This is a genomic window from Lysinimonas soli, assembly GCF_042655435.1.
In the GTDB taxonomy this organism is placed as follows: domain Bacteria; phylum Actinomycetota; class Actinomycetes; order Actinomycetales; family Microbacteriaceae; genus Lysinimonas; species Lysinimonas soli.
In genome coordinates, this window is sequence record NZ_JBHSMG010000002.1 from 720452 (window position 1) to 736642 (window position 16191).

Genomic DNA, 16191 nt, shown 5'->3' on the forward strand with positions numbered 1-16191 from the left:
GCCCTTGAACGAGCGCAATCGGGGGCTGCGGACGGGTGATTCCGCCCCGGTTACCGAGTTGTGATGCGCGCCGGTTGCGCTCGACCCGGATTCATGAATACCGTGTGCGGGAGCGGTTCCCGAGAAAGGGCCGCGAATCGCGTGGACAGACCCGCGTTCTCAATGAGGAGGAATACATGGGCAAGTCATCTCGACGCCGCCTTCTGGCCCCACTCGCGCTCGTCGGAGTGGCGGCCCTTGCGCTCGCCGGCTGCGCCGAAAGCAGCACGGGCGGCGGAAGCAGCGTCAAGGGCCAGACGGTCAAGATCTCGGGGGGAATCACCGGATCCGAGGCAGACGCGCTCAACAAGACCTTCGACAAGTTCACCAAGGACACCGGAATCAAGGTCGAGTACACCGGTGACAAGAGCTTCGAAGGCAACATCGTCACGAAGGTCAACGGCGGCTCCGCCCCCGACATCGCGATCGTGCCCCAGCCGGGCCTGCTGAAGACCCTGGTGGGGACCGGCCAGGTCGTCGCGCCCGACCAGACGGTGACCGACAACGTCGGCAAGTACTGGTCGAAGGACTGGAAGGCGTATGGCACCATCGACGGCAAGTTCTACGCCGCCCCCATGCTCGCCAACGTGAAGGGGTACATCTGGTACTCGCCGGCGAAGTTCAAGGAGTGGGGCGTCTCGATTCCGAAGACCTGGGACGAGCTGCTCACCCTGACCAAGACGATCCAGGCGAAGACCGGGGCGGCTCCGTGGTGCGCGGGCTTCTCGTCCGGTGACGCCTCAGGCTGGCCGGGCACCGACTGGATCGAAGACCTCGTGCTGCGCCAGTCCGGCCCCGAGGTCTACGACAAGTGGGTCAGCGGCTCGGTCAAGTTCACCGACCAGCCCATCAAGGACGCGTTCACCGCGGTGGGTCAGATCCTGCTCAACCCGAGCTACGTCAACGCCGGCTTCGGCGACGTGAAGAGCATCAACTCGACGGCCTTCGCGGATGTCGCGGCAAAGGTGGCCGACGGCACCTGCCCGATGACCCACCAGGCGTCGTTCCTGTCGTCCAACTTCCTCACGGTGCAGACGAAGGCCGGCAAGGCGCCGACCGTCGCCCCCGACGGTGACGTCTACGCCTTCATCCTCCCCGGCATCAAGGAGGGCGCCAGCTCGGTCGAGGCCGGTGGCGAGTTCGTCGCGGCGTTCTCCAAGTCGGCGGCGGTCCAGAAGGTTCAGGAGTACATGTCCACGCCCGACTTCGCCAACGCGCGGGTCAAGCTCGGCGGCGTGATCTCGGCGAACAACGGTGCCGACCCGTCGCTCGCGTCGAGCCAGTTCCTCACCGACGCGATGAAGACGCTGCAGAACAAGAGCACGGTGGTCAGGTTCGACGCGTCCGACCTCATGCCGGCCACGGTCGGGTCCGGATCGTTCTGGAAGGGCATGGTCAACTGGATCGACGGGACGCCCACCGACCAGGTGCTGAGCGCCATCCAGGCGGGATACCAGAACTAGCGATCCCACGGGTTCGGGCACACGGACGGGGCCGCTCGCATTCGCGGGCGGTTCCGTTCGTCGCCCCGCTCGTCCGCTTCCCGAGCCCGACGACGTGCTCAGAAAGGCAGCATCATGACCGCATCGCTCACGGCCGGCCGCGAGTCGAAGAACAGGATCTCGCGGCGCGCGACCGGCATCATCGTCGCGATCGCCGCCGTGCTGATCGTGGCCCTCGCCATCTTCATGGTGACGCGAGGCCCCGATGACTCGGCGCTCCCGGTTTCGCTCGGGTTCTCGCTGAACAGCTTCTTCATCTGGATCGGCAACCTCACCCCGCTGCTTCAGATCCCGATCGTCGTCGCCGTGTTCGCGGTCGTCGTCACGATCATCCTGGTGCTCGTCGAGTTCGCCCCGCGAAGCGGCGCCGGCTACTTCTGGCTGCGGGCGGCGGCCTGCTTCGTGATCCCGGTGATCGCGTTCATGCTGCTGCGGCCGTATCAGAACGCGGTCGTCTACGTCGTGGCGATCGCCCTGCTCGCGGGCGCGCTGCTGTTCTTCGCCGACTACCGCGCTCGCGCGGGCACGGGCTACGTCTTCCAGCTCATCATCTTCATGGCGCCGGCCGCCGTGCTGATCCTGGTCGGCCTGATCTACCCCGCGCTCGCCACGATCGGCCAGTCGTTCTTCGACAAGACGGGCAAGCAGTTCGTCGGGCTCGAGAACTACGTGTGGGTCTTCACCAACCCCGACGGCTTCTGGTCGGTGATCAACACCCTGATCTGGGCGGCGCTCGCGCCGACCATCTCGATCATCCTGGGACTGGCCTACGCGGTCTTCATCGACCGGGCGCGCGGCGAGCGGTTCCTCAAGGTGCTGGTGTTCATGCCGGTGGCCATCTCGTTCGTCGGCGCCGGCATCATCTTCAAGTTCGTCTACGACTACCGCCAGGGCCAGCAGATCGGACTGCTCAACGCCGTCATCACGGCATTCGGCGGCCAGCCCGTCGGATGGCTCGACGCGCAACCCTTCATCAACACCTTCTGCCTGCTGGCGGTCTTCATCTGGACCCAGACCGGCTTCGCCATGGTCTTCCTCTCCGCGGCGATCAAGGCGGTTCCCGCCGAACAGAACGAGGCGGCATCGCTCGACGGGGCGAGCGCGTGGCAGCTCTTCACGAACGTCACGGTTCCGGGCATCCGGTCCTCGCTCATCGTCGTGCTGACCACGATCACGATCGCCTCGCTGAAGGTCTACGACATCGTCGCGGTGCTCACCGGCGGACGGTCCAACTCGACGGTCGTCGCCTTCGAGATGGTGAACCAGCAGCAGCGCTTCCAGAGCTACGGGCACTCCGCGGCCCTGGCGTTCGTGCTGTTCCTGTTCGTGCTGCCGTTGATCATCTACAACGTGCGGCAGATGCGCAAGCAGAAGGAGATCCGCTGATGGCCGTCACCGATGTCCACCCGAGACTCGACGCCGAGACGGCCCGGGAGTTCGCGCGGAGGATGCGCAAGAGCGAGGCGGAGGCGCAGAAGCGGCTCACCTCGAAGGGCGCGACGCTCGCCGCGATCATCATCGCGATCATCTGGACGATCCCGACCTTCGGCCTCTTCGTCACCTCGTTCCGGCCCGGCGCCGATTCGGCGACGTCCGGTTGGTGGACCGTGTTCGTCAACCCCGGCTTCACCCTCGACAACTACTACCAGGCACTCACCTCCGGGGGAACGGCCCTGACGCTCGGTGCCTCGTTCCTGAACTCGTTGGCGATCGCGATCCCCGCGACGGTCGTACCCATCGCCATCGCGACCCTGGCGGCGTATGCGTTCGCCTGGATCCCGTTCAAGGGGCGCGGCCTGCTCTTCGTCTTCGTGTTCGCTCTGCAGATCGTGCCGATCCAGATGGCGCTCGTGCCGCTGCTGAGCCTGTTCTCGCGCGGCCTCACGATCAACGGTGTCGGCGTCTTCCCCGGGTTCACGCTCCGCGACGTCGATCACAGCTTCGCGACGGTGTGGATCGCGCACGCCATCTTCGCAATGCCGCTGGCGATCTTCCTGCTGCACAACTTCATCTCCGAGATCCCGAACGAGCTCATCGAGGCCGCGCGGGTCGACGGGGCGGGGCACGGGCAGATCTTCTTCCGGATCATCATCCCGCTGGCGACTCCGGCGATCGCCTCGTTCGCGATCTTCCAGTTCATCTGGGTGTGGAACGACCTGCTGGTCGCGACGATCTTCGCGCCGTCGTCCTCACTGCCCCTCACCCAGACCCTGAACTCCCTCTCCGGCTCCTGGGGCGACCGGTGGTACCTGCAGTCGGCGGGTGCGTTCATCTCGATCCTGGTGCCGCTCGTCGTGTTCTTCTCGCTGCAGAGGTTCTTCGTGCGGGGCCTGCTGGCGGGCGCGACGAAGGGCTGAGCCACGCCCCCGAGGCCCGCCTCGAGATCTCGCGACACGCCCGGCTTGCAGCAAATGCAGGCGTGTGGCAAACTCGTCTAGTTCAACATTCCGTGCGTTCGCGTGCGGATCACTGTCAGAGCAGTGCACAACCAAAGAACTGTGCCTCGCTGAGCTTCTGAAGCTCGGGTGAGGGACCGGTCCTTATTCGAGGTTGGGCGGCGGGCAGAAGAGCACAGCTTCAATCGAATCCCGAATCCCCACGGGGAGAGGTGTGTCGTGCCCGCAAGGGCATGCGACACGCCCGACCGCGTGGGTCGGACGGATTGACAGAAGAACAGCGGTGCGCGAGCAGTTCATGTGTCGCGCGGGTACGGGCTCGAGCAGAGTGCCGTGCGGAAACGAGAGAGAGAAGACATGGCGGGACAGAAGATCCGCATCCGGCTGAAGTCGTACGATCACGCCGGCCTCGACGCGTCGGCGCGCAAGATCGTCGACACGGTGACCCGCGCGGGCGCTACCGTCGTCGGCCCGGTGCCCCTGCCCACGGAGAAGAACGTGATCGTCGTGATCCGTTCTCCCCACAAGTACAAGGACAGCCGCGAGCACTTCGAGAAGCGCACCCACAAACGTCTCATCGACATCATCGATCCGACGCCGAAGGCCGTCGATTCGCTCATGCGTCTCGACCTGCCTGCTGACGTCAACATCGAGATCAAGCTTTAGGCCCGAGAAGGAATCCGCATGACTGCCATCAAGACGACCAAGGGTCTGCTGGGCACCAAGCTCGGCATGACCCAGGTCTGGGACGAGAACAACAAGCTCGTTCCCGTCACCGTCGTCCAGATCACTCCGAATGTCGTGACCCAGGTCCGCTCGGAGGAGAAGGACGGCTACTCCGCGGTTCAGATCGCGTACGGCGCGATCGACCCGCGCAAGGTCAACAAGCCCGCAAGCGGCCACTTCGAGAAGGCCGGCGTCACGCCGCGCCGTCACCTCACCGAAGTACGCACCGCCGACGCCGCCGAGTACACGCTCGGTCAGGAGCTCGCGGTCGACATCTTCGAGGCGGGTCAGCTCGTCGACGTGGTCGGCACGAGCAAGGGCAAGGGCTTCGCCGGTGTCATGAAGCGCCACAACTTCAAGGGCGTCTCGTCGTCGCACGGTTCGCACCGCAACCACCGCAAGCCGGGCTCGATCGGTGCGTCCTCGACGCCCAGCCGTGTCTTCAAGGGCATGCGGATGGCCGGCCGCATGGGTGGCGAGCGCGTCACCGTGCAGGGTCTCAAGGTGCACTCGGTCGACCTCGAGAAGGGCCTCATCCTCGTCAAGGGCGCCGTTCCCGGCGCCCGCGGCCGCATCGTCTTCGTCCGCAACGCCGTGAAGGGAGCCTGATCATGGCTGACTCCACCACGCTGAGCGTCCTCGACGCCAAGGGCAAGGCGACCGGTTCGGTCGAGCTTCCCGGCGCGATCTTCGACGTCCAGACCAACGTCCCGCTGATCCACCAGGTCGTCACGGCGCAGCTCGCCGCGGCACGCCAGGGCACGCACAACACGCTGCGTCGCGGCGAGGTCTCGGGTGCCGGTCGCAAGCCGTTCAAGCAGAAGGGAACCGGTCGCGCTCGTCAGGGCTCGATCCGCGCCCCCCAGCACACCGGCGGTGGCATCGTCCACGGACCCCACCCGCGCGACTACTCGCAGCGCACCCCCAAGAAGATGATCGCCGCGGCTCTGCTCGGTGTGTTGTCGGACCGGGCTCGCGGCGAACGCCTTCACGTGATCGAGAACTTCGGCACCAACGGACCGAGCACGAAGAACGCGTCGGCGCTTCTGGCGGATGTCGCCACGAGCAAGAACGTTCTGATCGTTCTCGAGCGGGGGGATGACGACGCCTTCAAGAGCGTGCGCAACCTCAAGCACGTCCACGTGCTGTTCGCCGATCAGCTCAACGCCTACGATGTCGTCGTCAGCGACGACATCGTCTTCACCAAGGCCGCGTTCGAGTCGTTCGTCGCTGCCAAGTCCGGCGCCGGTTCGGCGACTACCGAGGAGGCTGCGAAGTGAGCGGCTACAACAAGGACCCGCGCGACGTCATCCTGTCGCCGGTCGTGAGCGAGAAGAGCTACGGCCTGATCGACGACGGCAAGTACACCTTCGTGGTGGACCCGCGGTCGAACAAGACCGAGATCAAGCTCGCCATCGAGAAGATCTTCAACGTCAAGGTCGCCTCGGTCAACACGCTCAACCGCACGGGCAAGAAGCAGCGCACCAAGTTCGGCATCGGCAAGCGCAAGGACACCAAGCGCGCGATCGTCACGCTCAAGTCCGGCTCCATCGACATCTTCACGGCTGTCGGCTAGGTCCGGGGAGGAACACACTCATGGCCATTCGCAAGTACAAGCCCACGACTCCGGGTCGTCGCGGTTCGTCGGTCGCCGACTTCGTCGAGATCACGCGCTCGACCCCCGAGAAGTCGCTGCTCAAGCCGCTCTCGAAGTCGGGTGGACGCAACAACACCGGTCGCATCACGACCCGCCACATCGGTGGAGGGCACAAGCGCCAGTACCGCGTCATCGACTTCAAGCGCAACGACAAGGACGGCGTCGACGCCAAGGTCGCGCACATCGAGTACGACCCGAACCGCACCGCGCGCATCGCGCTGCTGCATTTCGTGGACGGCACGAAGCGCTACATCATCGCGCCGAACAAGTTGAGTCAGGGCGACGTGGTCGAGTCGGGTCCCGCCGCCGACATCAAGCCCGGCAACAACCTGCCGCTCAAGAACATCCCGGTCGGTACGGTCATCCACGCGATCGAGCTGAAGCCGGGCGGGGGCGCCAAGATGGCGCGTTCCGCCGGAGCCTCGGTTCGACTCGTCGCCAAGGACGGCCCGTACGCCCAGCTGCGTCTGCCCTCGGGCGAGATCCGCAACGTCGACGTGCGCTGCCGCGCGACGATCGGCGAGGTCGGCAACGCCGAGCAGTCGAACATCAACTGGGGCAAGGCCGGCCGCATGCGCTGGAAGGGCGTCCGCCCGACCGTCCGCGGTGTCGCGATGAACCCGATCGACCACCCGCACGGTGGTGGTGAGGGCAAGACCTCCGGTGGTCGCCACCCGGTCAGCCCGTGGGGCCAGAAGGAAGGCCGTACGCGGCACGCCAACAAAGAGAGCGACAAGCTCATCGTTCGTCGCCGCACCGTCGGCAAGAAGCGCAAGTAGGGATCGACAACAATGCCGCGCAGTCTCAAAAAGGGTCCGTTCGTCGATGACCACCTGTTCCGCAAGGTGGCGACGCAGAACGAGGCCAACACCAAGAACGTGATCAAGACCTGGTCGCGCCGCTCGATGATCGTGCCGGCCATGCTCGGCCACACCATCGCCGTGCACGACGGCCGCAAGCACATCCCGGTGTTCGTCACCGAGACGATGGTCGGTCACAAGCTCGGCGAGTTCGCGCCGACGCGCACCTTCCGCGGCCACGAGAAGGACGACAAGAAGGGTCGTCGCCGCTAACGCGGTGACGAAAGAGGAGGAAGAGAAATGGTGGAGTCGATCGCCCGCGTGCGACACATCCGCGTGACCCCTCAGAAGGCCCGACGTGTCGTCGACCTGATCCGGGGCAAGCAGGCCGCTGAGGCCCTCGCGATCCTGAAGTTCGCCCCGCAGAGCGCGAGCGAGCCGATCTACAAGCTCGTCGCCTCGGCGATGGCCAACGCCCGCGTGAAGGCGGATGCCAGCAACAGCTACCTCGACGAGCAGGACCTGTTCGTGTCGAAGGCATTCGTCGATGAGGGAACGACCCTGAAGCGGTTCCAGCCGCGCGCCCAGGGCCGTGCGTTCAAGATCCTCAAGCGCACCAGCCACATCACGGTCGTGCTCGCGACTCCGGATGAGCTGGTCGCGGCCAGCGCCGGAAGCCAGCGCCGCCCCAACACCGCCAAGGCAGGGAAGAAGTAATGGGCCAGAAGGTCAACCCGTACGGGTTCCGACTCGGGATCACCACCGACCACGTGTCGCGCTGGTTCTCCGACTCGACGAAGCCCGGTCAGCGCTACGCCGACTACGTCGCCGAAGACATCAAGATCCGCAACCTGCTCAAGACGAGCCTCGACCGCGCCGGCGTGGCGAAGATCGAGATCGAGCGGACCCGTGACCGCGTGCGTGTGGACATCCACACCGCGCGCCCCGGCATCGTGATCGGCCGCCGTGGAGCCGAGGCCGAGCGCATCCGCGCCGACCTCGAGAAGCTCACCAAGAAGCAGATCCAGCTCAACATCCTCGAGGTGAAGAACCCCGAGGCCGAGGCTCAACTGGTCGCCCAGGGCATCGCCGAGCAGCTCAGCGCCCGTGTGGCTTTCCGCCGCGCGATGCGCAAGGGTCTGCAGGGTGCACAGCGCGCCGGTGCGAAGGGTGTCCGCATCCAGGTCTCCGGACGCCTCGGCGGCGCCGAGATGAGCCGGTCGGAGTTCTACCGCGAGGGGCGCGTGCCGCTGCACACCCTGCGCGCGAACATCGACTACGGGTTCTACGAGGCCAGGACCACCTTCGGCCGCATCGGCGTGAAGGTCTGGATCTACAAGGGCGACATCACCAACAAGGAACTGGCTCGTGAGCAGGCGTCGCAGAAGTCGACCCGCCCCGAGCGTCGTGACGCGCCTCGTGGCCGTCGCACCGACGCGCCCGTCGCGGCAGGAGCGGAAGGCTAGTCATGCTCATCCCCCGCAAGGTCAAGCACCGTAAGCAGCACCACCCCGGACGCTCCGGACAGGCGACGGGCGGCACCAAGGTGTCGTTCGGCGAGTTCGGCATCCAGGCGCTGACGCCGGCCTACGTGACCAACCGTCAGATCGAGTCCGCGCGTATCGCGATGACCCGTCACATCAAGCGCGGTGGAAAGGTGTGGATCAACATCTACCCCGACCGCCCGATCACCAAGAAGCCGGCCGAAACCCGCATGGGTTCCGGTAAGGGTTCACCCGAGTGGTGGGTCGCCAACGTCAAGCCGGGCCGCGTGCTCTTCGAGGTCGCCGGCGTCGACGAGACGCTCGCCCGCGAGGCGCTCATGCGCGCCATCCACAAACTGCCGCTCAAGGCACGCATCATCAAGCGCGAGGAGGGCGACGCATAATGGCCGTCGGATCCAAGGAGCTCGTCACGCTCGAGCTCGACACCTTCGAGAACGATCGTCTGATCGACGAGCTGAAGAAGGCCAAGGAGGAGCTGTTCAACCTGCGCTTCCAGTCGGCCACCGGTCAGCTCGAGAGCCACGGCCGCCTGCGCGCCGTGAAGCGCGACATCGCCCGCATCTACACCGTCATCCGCGAGCGCGAGCTGGGCATCCGTGCCACGCCCGTCGCGACCGAGGTCCCGGCCAAGCCGGTCAAGAAGGCGGCGTCGAAGGCGCCCAAGAAGTCAGAAACCGTGAAGACCGAGGCCGATGAGGCCGAGGTCGTCGCCGAGGCGTCGGACGACGCCTCGAGCACCGAGGAAGAGGCCAAGTAATGGCACAGGTCAAGGCTGAGGCCACGCCCACCGGGCACGAGCACTCCGCGCACGACGTCAAGGACGTGGGTGCGCGCGGATACCGCAAGGTGCGCCGCGGCTACGTCACGAGCGACAAGATGGACAAGACCATCGTCGTCGAGGTCGAAGACCGCGTGAAGCACCCGCTGTACGGCAAGGTCATCCGCCGCACATCGAAGGTCAAGGCGCACGACGAGGCGAACACCGCCGGCGTCGGCGACTTCGTGCTCATCAGCGAGACCCGTCCGTTGAGCGCCTCCAAGCGCTGGCGTCTCGTCGAAATCGTAGAGAAGGCGAAGTAGCTCATGCTGCAACAGGAATCACGACTCAAGGTCGCCGACAACACCGGCGCCAAGGAGCTGCTCACCATCCGCGTGCTCGGCGGCTCCGGCCGGCGTTACGCCGGCATCGGCGACGTCATCGTCGCGACGGTCAAGGATGCGATCCCGGGCGGCAACGTCAAGAAGGGCGACGTCGTCAAGGCGGTCGTCGTGCGCGTCGTCAAGCAGACCCGTCGTGCGGACGGCTCGTACATCAAGTTCGACGAGAACGCCGCCGTCATCCTGAAGGGCGACGGTGACCCCCGCGGCACCCGCATCTTCGGACCGGTCGGCCGTGAGCTTCGCGACAAGAAGTTCATGAAGATCATCTCGCTCGCCCCGGAGGTCATTTAGTCATGGCGAACATCAAGAAGGGCGACATCGTCCAGGTGATCAGCGGCCCGACGCAGGAGCGCGGCGGAGACCGCGGCAAGCAGGGGCGCGTCATCGAGGTCCTGGTGGAGAAGAACAAGGTGCTCGTCGAGGGCGTCAACTTCGTCACCAAGCACGTGAAGGTCGGACAGACCCAGCGCGGCACCAAGACGGGTGGCATCGAGACCCACGAGGCCCCCATCCACATTTCGAACGTGGCCGTCATCGACCCGAAGACCAAGAAGCCCACCCGCGTGGGATTCCGCGAAGAGGTCATCGAGAAGGACGGCGTCAAGAAGACGGTTCGCGTTCGCTACGCGAAGAAGTCCGGAGAGAAGCTCTAAATGGCTACCGCAACGACTGCTGTCGAGTCTGGCAAGACCCAGCCTCGCCTGAAGCAGAAGTACCGCAGCGAGATCGCCGCGAACCTGACCAAGGAGTTCGGTTACACGAACCCGCACCAGGTGCCCGGACTCGTCAAGATCGTCGTCAACACCGGTGTCGGTGAGGCCGCGCGCGACTCCAAGGTGATCGACGGGGCCGTCAAGGACCTCACGCTGATCACCGGACAGAAGCCGCAGGTCACCAAGGCCCGCAAGTCCATCGCACAGTTCAAGCTGCGCGAGGGCATGCCGATCGGTGCGCACGTCACGCTGCGCGGCGATCGCGCCTGGGAGTTCCTCGACCGCCTGCTGTCGCTCGCGCTCCCGCGCATCCGCGACTTCCGCGGCCTGAGCGACAAGCAGTTCGACGGCAACGGCAACTACACCTTCGGTGTCGCGGAGCAGAGCATCTTCCACGAGATCAACCAGGACCAGATCGACCGCGTCCGCGGCTTCGACATCACGGTCGTCACCACCGCCAAGACGGATGACGAGGGTCGCGCTCTCCTGCGCGAGTTCGGCTTCCCGTTCAAGCAGGCCGACGCCCCCGCGTAACACCCACCCATCCAGGTCGGCCACCTTGAAAAGTGTGCCGAAACCAGTTGAGACAAGGAAACCAACCACATGACCATGACAGACCCGGTCGCCGACATGCTGACTCGTCTGCGCAACGCCAACCGTGCGTACCACGACACGGTGTCGCTGCCCAACAGCAAGCTCAAGGGCCACATCGCCGAGATCCTCCAGAAGGAGGGCTACATCGCCGGCTGGAAGGTCGAAGAGGCGCGCGTCGGCTCGACGCTCACCATCGACCTCAAGTACGGCCCGAACCGCGAGCGCAGCATCGCCGGCATCAAGCGCGTCTCGAAGCCCGGCCTGCGCGTCTACGCGAAGTCGACCGAGATCCCGCGCGTTCTCGGCGGCCTCGGCGTGGCCATCCTGTCCACTTCCTCCGGTCTGCTGACCGACCGCGAGGCGAGCAAGAAGGGCGTCGGCGGGGAAGTCCTCGCCTTCGTGTGGTGACCTGAGATGTCTCGAATCGGACGTATGCCCATCGACGTTCCCAGTGGCGTCACCGTGACCATCGACGGCCAGGCCGTCAGCGTCAAGGGGCCCAAGGGCGAGCTGTCGCTCACCGTCGCGAACCCCATCGAGGTCTCGCTCGAGGAGGGTCAGGTGCTCGTCACCCGTCCCGACGACGAGCGCGCCTCGCGGTCGCTGCACGGCCTGACCCGCACGCTCATCGCGAACCAGATCACCGGCGTCACCGAGGGGTACGCGAAGACCCTCGAGGTCGTCGGCACCGGATACCGGGTGCAGTCCAAGGGGAGCGCAGTCGAGTTCGCCCTGGGCTTCTCGCACTCCATCACCGTCGACCCCCCGGCTGGGATCAGCTTCGAGGTCGAGGGCAACAACAAGCTGACCGTCAAGGGCATCGACAAGCAGGCCGTCGGTGAGGTCGCCGCCAACATCCGCAAACTGCGGAAGCCGGAGCCCTACAAGGGCAAGGGCGTGCGGTACTCGGGCGAGGTCGTCCGCCGCAAGGCCGGAAAGAGTGGGAAGTAATGGCTGCCAAAGTCAAGATCGCCGCGAGCAAGTCGGCGCAACGCGAACGCCGTCACACTCGGCTGCGCAAGCGCATCTCGGGCTCCACGGAGCGTCCGCGCCTCGTCGTGACCCGCTCGGCCCGTCACGTGTTCGTGCAGGTCGTCGACGACAGCAAGGGCCACACCGTGGCATCCGCGTCGACCCTCGAGGCCGAGCTGCGCACCTTCGACGGTGACAAGACCGCCAAGGCCCGCAAGGTCGGCGAGCTCGTCGCCGAGCGCGCCAAGAAGGCCGGAGTCGAGGCGGTGGTGTTCGACCGCGGCGGCAACCGCTTCGCCGGTCGGGTCGCCGCGATCGCCGAAGGCGCCCGCGAAGGAGGGCTGGACCTGTGAGCGACATCGCGAACACCGCAGACAACAAGGAGCAGGGCGTGACGTCCGAAGAGACCCCCGTCGTGGAGGTGCCGGTCATCGAGGGTGCCGTCGTCGAGACGGCCGCCGGAACCGCACCGAACGCGAATGAGCCCCGCGAGGCCCGTCGTGGCAGCCGCGAGCGCAGCCCGCGCAACGACCGCAACTCGCGCGACCGTTCCGACAGCCAGTTCCTGGAGCGCGTCGTGACGATCAACCGCGTCTCGAAGGTCGTCAAGGGCGGCCGTCGCTTCAGCTTCACGGCGCTTGTCGTCGTGGGTGACGGCAACGGTCTCGTCGGCGTCGGCTACGGCAAGGCGCGCGAGGTTCCGCTCGCGATCTCGAAGGGCGTCGAAGAGGCGAAGAAGAACTTCTTCCGCGTTCCGCGTTCCGCGAAGACCATCCCGCACCCGGTGCAGGGCGAGGCCGCTGCCGGCGTCGTTCTGCTGCGTCCGGCCGCGGCCGGTACCGGTGTCATCGCCGGTGGTCCGGTGCGCGCCGTGCTCGAGTGCGCCGGGATCCACGACGTGCTGAGCAAGTCGCTCGGCTCGTCGAACACGATCAACATCGTCCACGCGACGGTCGCTGCCCTCAAGCAGCTCGAGGAGCCCCGTGCGGTCGCCGCGCGCCGCGGCCTCGAGTTCGAGGACGTCGCACCGGAGCGTCTGATCCGCGCCGAGGCCGACGACCGCGCCGCGGCGACCGCGAAGGCAGGTGCCTGATGGCCGCGCGGCTCAAGGTGACCCAGATCAAGTCCGTTATCAGCGAGAAGCAGAACCAGCGCGACACGCTGCGGAGCCTCGGCCTCAAGCGGATCGGCGACAGTGTCGTCCGCGAAGACAGCCCGGCCAACCGCGGGTACGTGCGCACGGTGGCTCACCTCGTGAAGGTCGAGGAGATTGACTAATGGCTGAAGAGAAGAAGGCCGCGGCCCCCAAGGCCGCCACCGAGAAGGCTCCTGCCGAGAAGAAGGCGACGACGGCGAAGGCCGCAGCGCCCAAGGCCGCCGCCGAGAAGACGACGGCGGCGAAGGCCGCTGCGCCCAAGAAGGCGGATGCGGCGAAGCCGGCTGCTGAGAAGGCGTCGGCCCCGAAGGCCGCGGCCGCGAAGTCGGCGACCACGGCTGCGGCCGAGAAGCCCGCCGCGGCGAAGCCGGCTGCCGAGAAGGCGCCGGCCGCCAAGGCGCCGGCTGCCGAGAAGGCGCCGGCCAAGGCCGCCGCCAAGAAGGCCGCCGCTCCGGTCGAGGCGCGCCCGCAGATCCTCAAGGCGCACCACCTGCGGCCCGCCGCGGGTGCCAAGAAGGCCAAGACCCGCGTCGGTCGCGGTGAGGGCTCGAAGGGCAAGACCGCCGGTCGCGGTACCAAGGGCACCAAGGCCCGCTACCAGGTGCGCGTCGGCCTCGAGGGCGGCAACCTGAACTCGGTGATGCGCGCGCCTAAACTGCGCGGCTTCAAGAACCCGTTCCGGGTCGAGTACCAGGTCGTCAACCTGGACCGCCTCGCGGAACTGTACCCCAAGGGCGGCGACGTCACCATCGGTGACCTCGTGGCCAAGGGCGCGGTGCGCAAGAACGAGAAGGTCAAGGTTCTCGGTGACGGCGAGATTGCGGTTAAGCTGAACGTTGCGGTCGATAAGGTCTCCAGCTCTGCCGAGCAGAAGATCGTCGCGGCCGGCGGGTCCATCAAGTAGAACCCGTGTAACCATCGGCATGGCGGTCCCCTCGGGGGCCGCCACGCCGAGGTCACCGTCCGGGGTCCGTGAGGACTCCAAGCCCAACCACTTCCCCGGGAGGCGTCGTGTTCAGTGCCGTCGCGCGGATCTTCCGCACGCCCGACCTGCGCAAGAAGATCGGCTTCACGCTCGCGATCATCGCGATCTTCCGGCTCGGTTCGTTCATTCCCGCACCGTTCGTCAAGTTCGACAACGTGCAGTCCTGTCTCGCCGCGAACTCCGGTTCGGCGGGCAGCCTCTACGACCTGGTGAACCTCTTCAGCGGTGGTGCTCTGCTGAAGCTGTCGATCTTCGCGCTCGGCATCATGCCGTACATCACGGCGTCGATCATCGTGCAGCTGCTGCGCGTGGTCATTCCCCACTTCGACAACCTCTACAAAGAGGGGCAGTCGGGTCAGGCCCGTCTGACGCAGTACACCCGCTACCTCACGATCGCCCTCGGCGTGCTGCAGTCGACCACGCTCATCACGGTCGCCCGCAGCGGGGCTCTGTTCGGCTCGAGCAACTCCGCCGCGTCGTGCTCGGATCTGATCTCGAACGACGCCTGGTACGCGATCCTGCTGATGGTCATCACCATGACGGCCGGCACCGGCGTGATCATGTGGATGGGCGAGCTCATCACCGAGCGCGGCATCGGCAACGGCATGTCGCTGCTGATCTTCACCTCGATCGCGGCGCGCTTCCCCAACTCGCTCGGCTCCATCGCGACCCAGAAAGGCTGGGAGATCCTGGTCGGGGTCATCGCGATCGGGGTGCTGATCATGGTGGCCGTCATCTTCGTCGAGCAGTCGCAGCGGCGCATCCCGGTTCAGTACGCCAAACGGATGGTCGGGCGGCGCACCTACGGCGGCAACAACACGTACATCCCGATCAAGGTGAACATGGCGGGCGTCGTGCCGGTCATCTTCGCCTCGTCGCTGCTCTACCTGCCCGCCCTGGTCGCCCAGTTCAACCAGCCGGGTGCAGGCAAGGTCGCGGCGCCCTGGGTGAGCTGGATCCAGAGCTACCTGACCCGCGGCGACAACCCGCTCTACATGGCGCTCTACTTCCTGCTGATCGTCGGGTTCACCTACTTCTACGTGGCCATCACCTTCAATCCGGATGAGGTGGCCGACAACATGAAGAAGTACGGCGGCTTCATCCCCGGCATCCGTGCCGGTCGGCCGACCGCCGAGTACCTCGACTACGTGCTCACCCGGGTCACCCTGCCGGGCTCGATCTACCTCGGTCTGATCGCGCTCGTGCCGCTCATCGCGCTCGCGCTCGTGAACGCCGACCAGAACTTCCCGTTCGGCGGCACCAGCATCCTGATCATGGTCGGCGTCGGCCTCGAGACGGTGAAGCAGATCGATTCGCAGCTGCAGCAGCGGCACTACGAGGGCCTCCTCCGGTGAGCAGGTTCCTCATCGTCGGTCCCCCGGGGGCGGGGAAGGGGACTCAGGCTGCTCGCATCTCGGAGGCCTTCGACATCCCCACGATCTCGACCGGCGACATGTTCCGTTCGAACATCGCCCAGGGAACGGTCCTCGGTCAACAGGTGAAGGCGATCCTCGACGCCGGGGACTACGTGCCGGACTCGCTCACCAACGCGCTCGTGCAGGGTCGCCTGCTCGAGGCGGATGCCGCGAACGGCTTCCTGCTTGACGGCTACCCGCGCACGACCGATCAGGTGCGCTATCTCGATGAGCTGCTCGCGAGCAACGGCCACACGCTGGATGCCGTCGTGCAGCTCGTCGCCGACCAGGACGAGATCGTGCGCCGGCTGCGTAAGCGCGCGCTCGAGCAGGGTCGCGCCGACGATTCCGAAGAGGCGATCCGGCATCGGCAAGAGGTGTACCGCAGCGAGACGGAGCCCCTTGTCGACGCCTACCGCGCGCGGGGTCTGCTCATCGAGGTCGACGGTCTCGGTGAGATCGACGACGTCACCGTGCGCATCTTCGCGGCGCTCGCCGAGCGCGGTTTCGGCGACGCCGTCACGGCCGAATCCGGAACGCGCTGAGCGCCCCGAACCGACGAGCGTATCT

25 protein-coding genes are annotated in these 16191 nt (G+C 66.2%); all 25 read left to right on the top strand.

Going from position 1 to position 16191, the window contains the following annotated elements; all coding sequences use genetic code 11:
- The first annotated feature begins 176 nt into the window (after positions 1-176).
- Positions 177-1502 (top strand): ABC transporter substrate-binding protein, encoded by a 1326-nt coding sequence (locus ACFPJ4_RS11060; protein ID WP_386740481.1) that lies wholly within the window; start codon positions 177-179, stop codon positions 1500-1502.
- A 114-nt stretch (positions 1503-1616) separates the two neighbouring features.
- On the top strand, positions 1617-2927 hold the full coding sequence (locus ACFPJ4_RS11065; protein ID WP_386740482.1) for a carbohydrate ABC transporter permease: 1311 nt from the start codon (positions 1617-1619) through the stop codon (positions 2925-2927).
- A complete protein-coding gene (locus ACFPJ4_RS11070; protein ID WP_386740483.1) occupies positions 2927-3898 on the top strand; it encodes a carbohydrate ABC transporter permease in 972 nt (323 codons plus the stop codon). The genes ACFPJ4_RS11065 and ACFPJ4_RS11070 overlap by 1 nt, the downstream gene beginning before the upstream one ends.
- Positions 3899-4294: 396 nt before the next feature.
- Positions 4295-4603: a 30S ribosomal protein S10 gene (gene rpsJ / locus ACFPJ4_RS11075; RefSeq protein ID WP_386740484.1), complete on the top strand. Its 309-nt coding sequence runs from the start codon at positions 4295-4297 to the stop codon at positions 4601-4603.
- Positions 4604-4621: 18 nt separating this feature from the next.
- The gene (rplC, locus tag ACFPJ4_RS11080; RefSeq protein ID WP_386740485.1) at positions 4622-5272 is read left to right on the top strand and encodes a 50S ribosomal protein L3; all 651 of its coding nucleotides are present in this window, start codon (positions 4622-4624) and stop codon (positions 5270-5272) included.
- A 2-nt stretch (positions 5273-5274) separates the two neighbouring features.
- Positions 5275-5943, top strand: coding sequence for a 50S ribosomal protein L4 (gene rplD / locus ACFPJ4_RS11085; RefSeq protein ID WP_386740486.1), 669 nt, complete (start codon positions 5275-5277; stop codon positions 5941-5943).
- Entirely contained in the window at positions 5940-6239 is a 300-nt protein-coding gene (gene rplW / locus ACFPJ4_RS11090; protein ID WP_386740487.1) for a 50S ribosomal protein L23, read from the top strand. Before rplD ends, rplW begins: the two co-directional genes overlap by 4 nt.
- A 20-nt stretch (positions 6240-6259) precedes the next feature.
- Positions 6260-7099, top strand: a complete 840-nt coding sequence (rplB, locus tag ACFPJ4_RS11095) for a 50S ribosomal protein L2 (protein WP_386740488.1) — start codon at positions 6260-6262, stop codon at positions 7097-7099.
- Between the two features lie 12 nt (positions 7100-7111).
- Positions 7112-7393, top strand: coding sequence for a 30S ribosomal protein S19 (rpsS, locus tag ACFPJ4_RS11100; protein WP_386740489.1), 282 nt, complete (start codon positions 7112-7114; stop codon positions 7391-7393).
- Positions 7394-7420: 27 nt separating this feature from the next.
- Positions 7421-7837, top strand: coding sequence for a 50S ribosomal protein L22 (gene rplV / locus ACFPJ4_RS11105; RefSeq protein ID WP_386740490.1), 417 nt, complete (start codon positions 7421-7423; stop codon positions 7835-7837).
- Complete coding sequence (gene rpsC, locus ACFPJ4_RS11110; RefSeq protein WP_386740491.1) at positions 7837-8586, top strand: 30S ribosomal protein S3; 750 nt, start codon at positions 7837-7839, stop codon at positions 8584-8586. The genes rplV and rpsC overlap by 1 nt, the downstream gene beginning before the upstream one ends.
- A gap of 2 nt (positions 8587-8588) precedes the next feature.
- Positions 8589-9008, top strand: coding sequence for a 50S ribosomal protein L16 (rplP, locus tag ACFPJ4_RS11115; RefSeq protein ID WP_386740492.1), 420 nt, complete (start codon positions 8589-8591; stop codon positions 9006-9008).
- Positions 9008-9382: a 50S ribosomal protein L29 gene (gene rpmC, locus ACFPJ4_RS11120; RefSeq protein ID WP_386740493.1), complete on the top strand. Its 375-nt coding sequence runs from the start codon at positions 9008-9010 to the stop codon at positions 9380-9382. The genes rplP and rpmC overlap by 1 nt, the downstream gene beginning before the upstream one ends.
- Positions 9382-9705: a 30S ribosomal protein S17 gene (gene rpsQ / locus ACFPJ4_RS11125; protein ID WP_386740494.1), complete on the top strand. Its 324-nt coding sequence runs from the start codon at positions 9382-9384 to the stop codon at positions 9703-9705. The genes rpmC and rpsQ overlap by 1 nt, the downstream gene beginning before the upstream one ends.
- 3 nt (positions 9706-9708) lie before the next feature.
- The gene (gene rplN, locus ACFPJ4_RS11130; RefSeq protein WP_386740495.1) at positions 9709-10077 is read left to right on the top strand and encodes a 50S ribosomal protein L14; all 369 of its coding nucleotides are present in this window, start codon (positions 9709-9711) and stop codon (positions 10075-10077) included.
- A gap of 2 nt (positions 10078-10079) precedes the next feature.
- Positions 10080-10439 carry a 50S ribosomal protein L24 gene (gene rplX / locus ACFPJ4_RS11135; protein ID WP_386740496.1) on the top strand — a complete coding sequence of 120 codons (360 nt, stop codon included), beginning with the start codon at positions 10080-10082 and terminating at the stop codon, positions 10437-10439.
- Positions 10440-11033, top strand: coding sequence for a 50S ribosomal protein L5 (rplE, locus tag ACFPJ4_RS11140; protein ID WP_386740497.1), 594 nt, complete (start codon positions 10440-10442; stop codon positions 11031-11033). It begins immediately after the preceding gene.
- Positions 11034-11102: 69 nt separating this feature from the next.
- The gene (rpsH, locus tag ACFPJ4_RS11145) at positions 11103-11501 is read left to right on the top strand and encodes a 30S ribosomal protein S8 (RefSeq protein ID WP_386740498.1); all 399 of its coding nucleotides are present in this window, start codon (positions 11103-11105) and stop codon (positions 11499-11501) included.
- Between the two features lie 6 nt (positions 11502-11507).
- Positions 11508-12044: a 50S ribosomal protein L6 gene (gene rplF, locus ACFPJ4_RS11150; protein WP_386740499.1), complete on the top strand. Its 537-nt coding sequence runs from the start codon at positions 11508-11510 to the stop codon at positions 12042-12044.
- Complete coding sequence (gene rplR / locus ACFPJ4_RS11155; protein ID WP_386740500.1) at positions 12044-12418, top strand: 50S ribosomal protein L18; 375 nt, start codon at positions 12044-12046, stop codon at positions 12416-12418. Before rplF ends, rplR begins: the two co-directional genes overlap by 1 nt.
- Positions 12419-12456: 38 nt before the next feature.
- The gene (rpsE, locus tag ACFPJ4_RS11160; protein ID WP_386740628.1) at positions 12457-13158 is read left to right on the top strand and encodes a 30S ribosomal protein S5; all 702 of its coding nucleotides are present in this window, start codon (positions 12457-12459) and stop codon (positions 13156-13158) included.
- A complete protein-coding gene (gene rpmD / locus ACFPJ4_RS11165; protein ID WP_386740501.1) occupies positions 13158-13343 on the top strand; it encodes a 50S ribosomal protein L30 in 186 nt (61 codons plus the stop codon). Before rpsE ends, rpmD begins: the two co-directional genes overlap by 1 nt.
- Positions 13343-14125 (top strand): 50S ribosomal protein L15, encoded by a 783-nt coding sequence (rplO, locus tag ACFPJ4_RS11170; protein WP_386740502.1) that lies wholly within the window; start codon positions 13343-13345, stop codon positions 14123-14125. Before rpmD ends, rplO begins: the two co-directional genes overlap by 1 nt.
- A gap of 107 nt (positions 14126-14232) precedes the next feature.
- On the top strand, positions 14233-15561 hold the full coding sequence (secY, locus tag ACFPJ4_RS11175; RefSeq protein ID WP_386740503.1) for a preprotein translocase subunit SecY: 1329 nt from the start codon (positions 14233-14235) through the stop codon (positions 15559-15561).
- On the top strand, positions 15558-16166 hold the full coding sequence (locus ACFPJ4_RS11180; RefSeq protein ID WP_386740504.1) for an adenylate kinase: 609 nt from the start codon (positions 15558-15560) through the stop codon (positions 16164-16166). Before secY ends, ACFPJ4_RS11180 begins: the two co-directional genes overlap by 4 nt.
- The last annotated feature ends 25 nt before the right edge of the window (positions 16167-16191 follow it).

Coding starts and splice junctions, on each gene's coding strand:
- ACFPJ4_RS11060 (WP_386740481.1), top strand. CDS start 177: ATGGGCAAGTCATCTCGACGCCGCCTTCTGGCCCCACTCGCGCTCGTC.
- ACFPJ4_RS11065 (WP_386740482.1), top strand. CDS start 1,617: ATGACCGCATCGCTCACGGCCGGCCGCGAGTCGAAGAACAGGATCTCG.
- ACFPJ4_RS11070 (WP_386740483.1), top strand. CDS start 2,927: ATGGCCGTCACCGATGTCCACCCGAGACTCGACGCCGAGACGGCCCGG.
- rpsJ (WP_386740484.1), top strand. CDS start 4,295: ATGGCGGGACAGAAGATCCGCATCCGGCTGAAGTCGTACGATCACGCC.
- rplC (WP_386740485.1), top strand. CDS start 4,622: ATGACTGCCATCAAGACGACCAAGGGTCTGCTGGGCACCAAGCTCGGC.
- rplD (WP_386740486.1), top strand. CDS start 5,275: ATGGCTGACTCCACCACGCTGAGCGTCCTCGACGCCAAGGGCAAGGCG.
- rplB (WP_386740488.1), top strand. CDS start 6,260: ATGGCCATTCGCAAGTACAAGCCCACGACTCCGGGTCGTCGCGGTTCG.
- rpsS (WP_386740489.1), top strand. CDS start 7,112: ATGCCGCGCAGTCTCAAAAAGGGTCCGTTCGTCGATGACCACCTGTTC.
- rplV (WP_386740490.1), top strand. CDS start 7,421: ATGGTGGAGTCGATCGCCCGCGTGCGACACATCCGCGTGACCCCTCAG.
- rpsC (WP_386740491.1), top strand. CDS start 7,837: ATGGGCCAGAAGGTCAACCCGTACGGGTTCCGACTCGGGATCACCACC.
- rplP (WP_386740492.1), top strand. CDS start 8,589: ATGCTCATCCCCCGCAAGGTCAAGCACCGTAAGCAGCACCACCCCGGA.
- rpmC (WP_386740493.1), top strand. CDS start 9,008: ATGGCCGTCGGATCCAAGGAGCTCGTCACGCTCGAGCTCGACACCTTC.
- rpsQ (WP_386740494.1), top strand. CDS start 9,382: ATGGCACAGGTCAAGGCTGAGGCCACGCCCACCGGGCACGAGCACTCC.
- rplN (WP_386740495.1), top strand. CDS start 9,709: ATGCTGCAACAGGAATCACGACTCAAGGTCGCCGACAACACCGGCGCC.
- rplX (WP_386740496.1), top strand. CDS start 10,080: ATGGCGAACATCAAGAAGGGCGACATCGTCCAGGTGATCAGCGGCCCG.
- rplE (WP_386740497.1), top strand. CDS start 10,440: ATGGCTACCGCAACGACTGCTGTCGAGTCTGGCAAGACCCAGCCTCGC.
- rpsH (WP_386740498.1), top strand. CDS start 11,103: ATGACCATGACAGACCCGGTCGCCGACATGCTGACTCGTCTGCGCAAC.
- rplF (WP_386740499.1), top strand. CDS start 11,508: ATGTCTCGAATCGGACGTATGCCCATCGACGTTCCCAGTGGCGTCACC.
- rplR (WP_386740500.1), top strand. CDS start 12,044: ATGGCTGCCAAAGTCAAGATCGCCGCGAGCAAGTCGGCGCAACGCGAA.
- rpmD (WP_386740501.1), top strand. CDS start 13,158: ATGGCCGCGCGGCTCAAGGTGACCCAGATCAAGTCCGTTATCAGCGAG.
- rplO (WP_386740502.1), top strand. CDS start 13,343: ATGGCTGAAGAGAAGAAGGCCGCGGCCCCCAAGGCCGCCACCGAGAAG.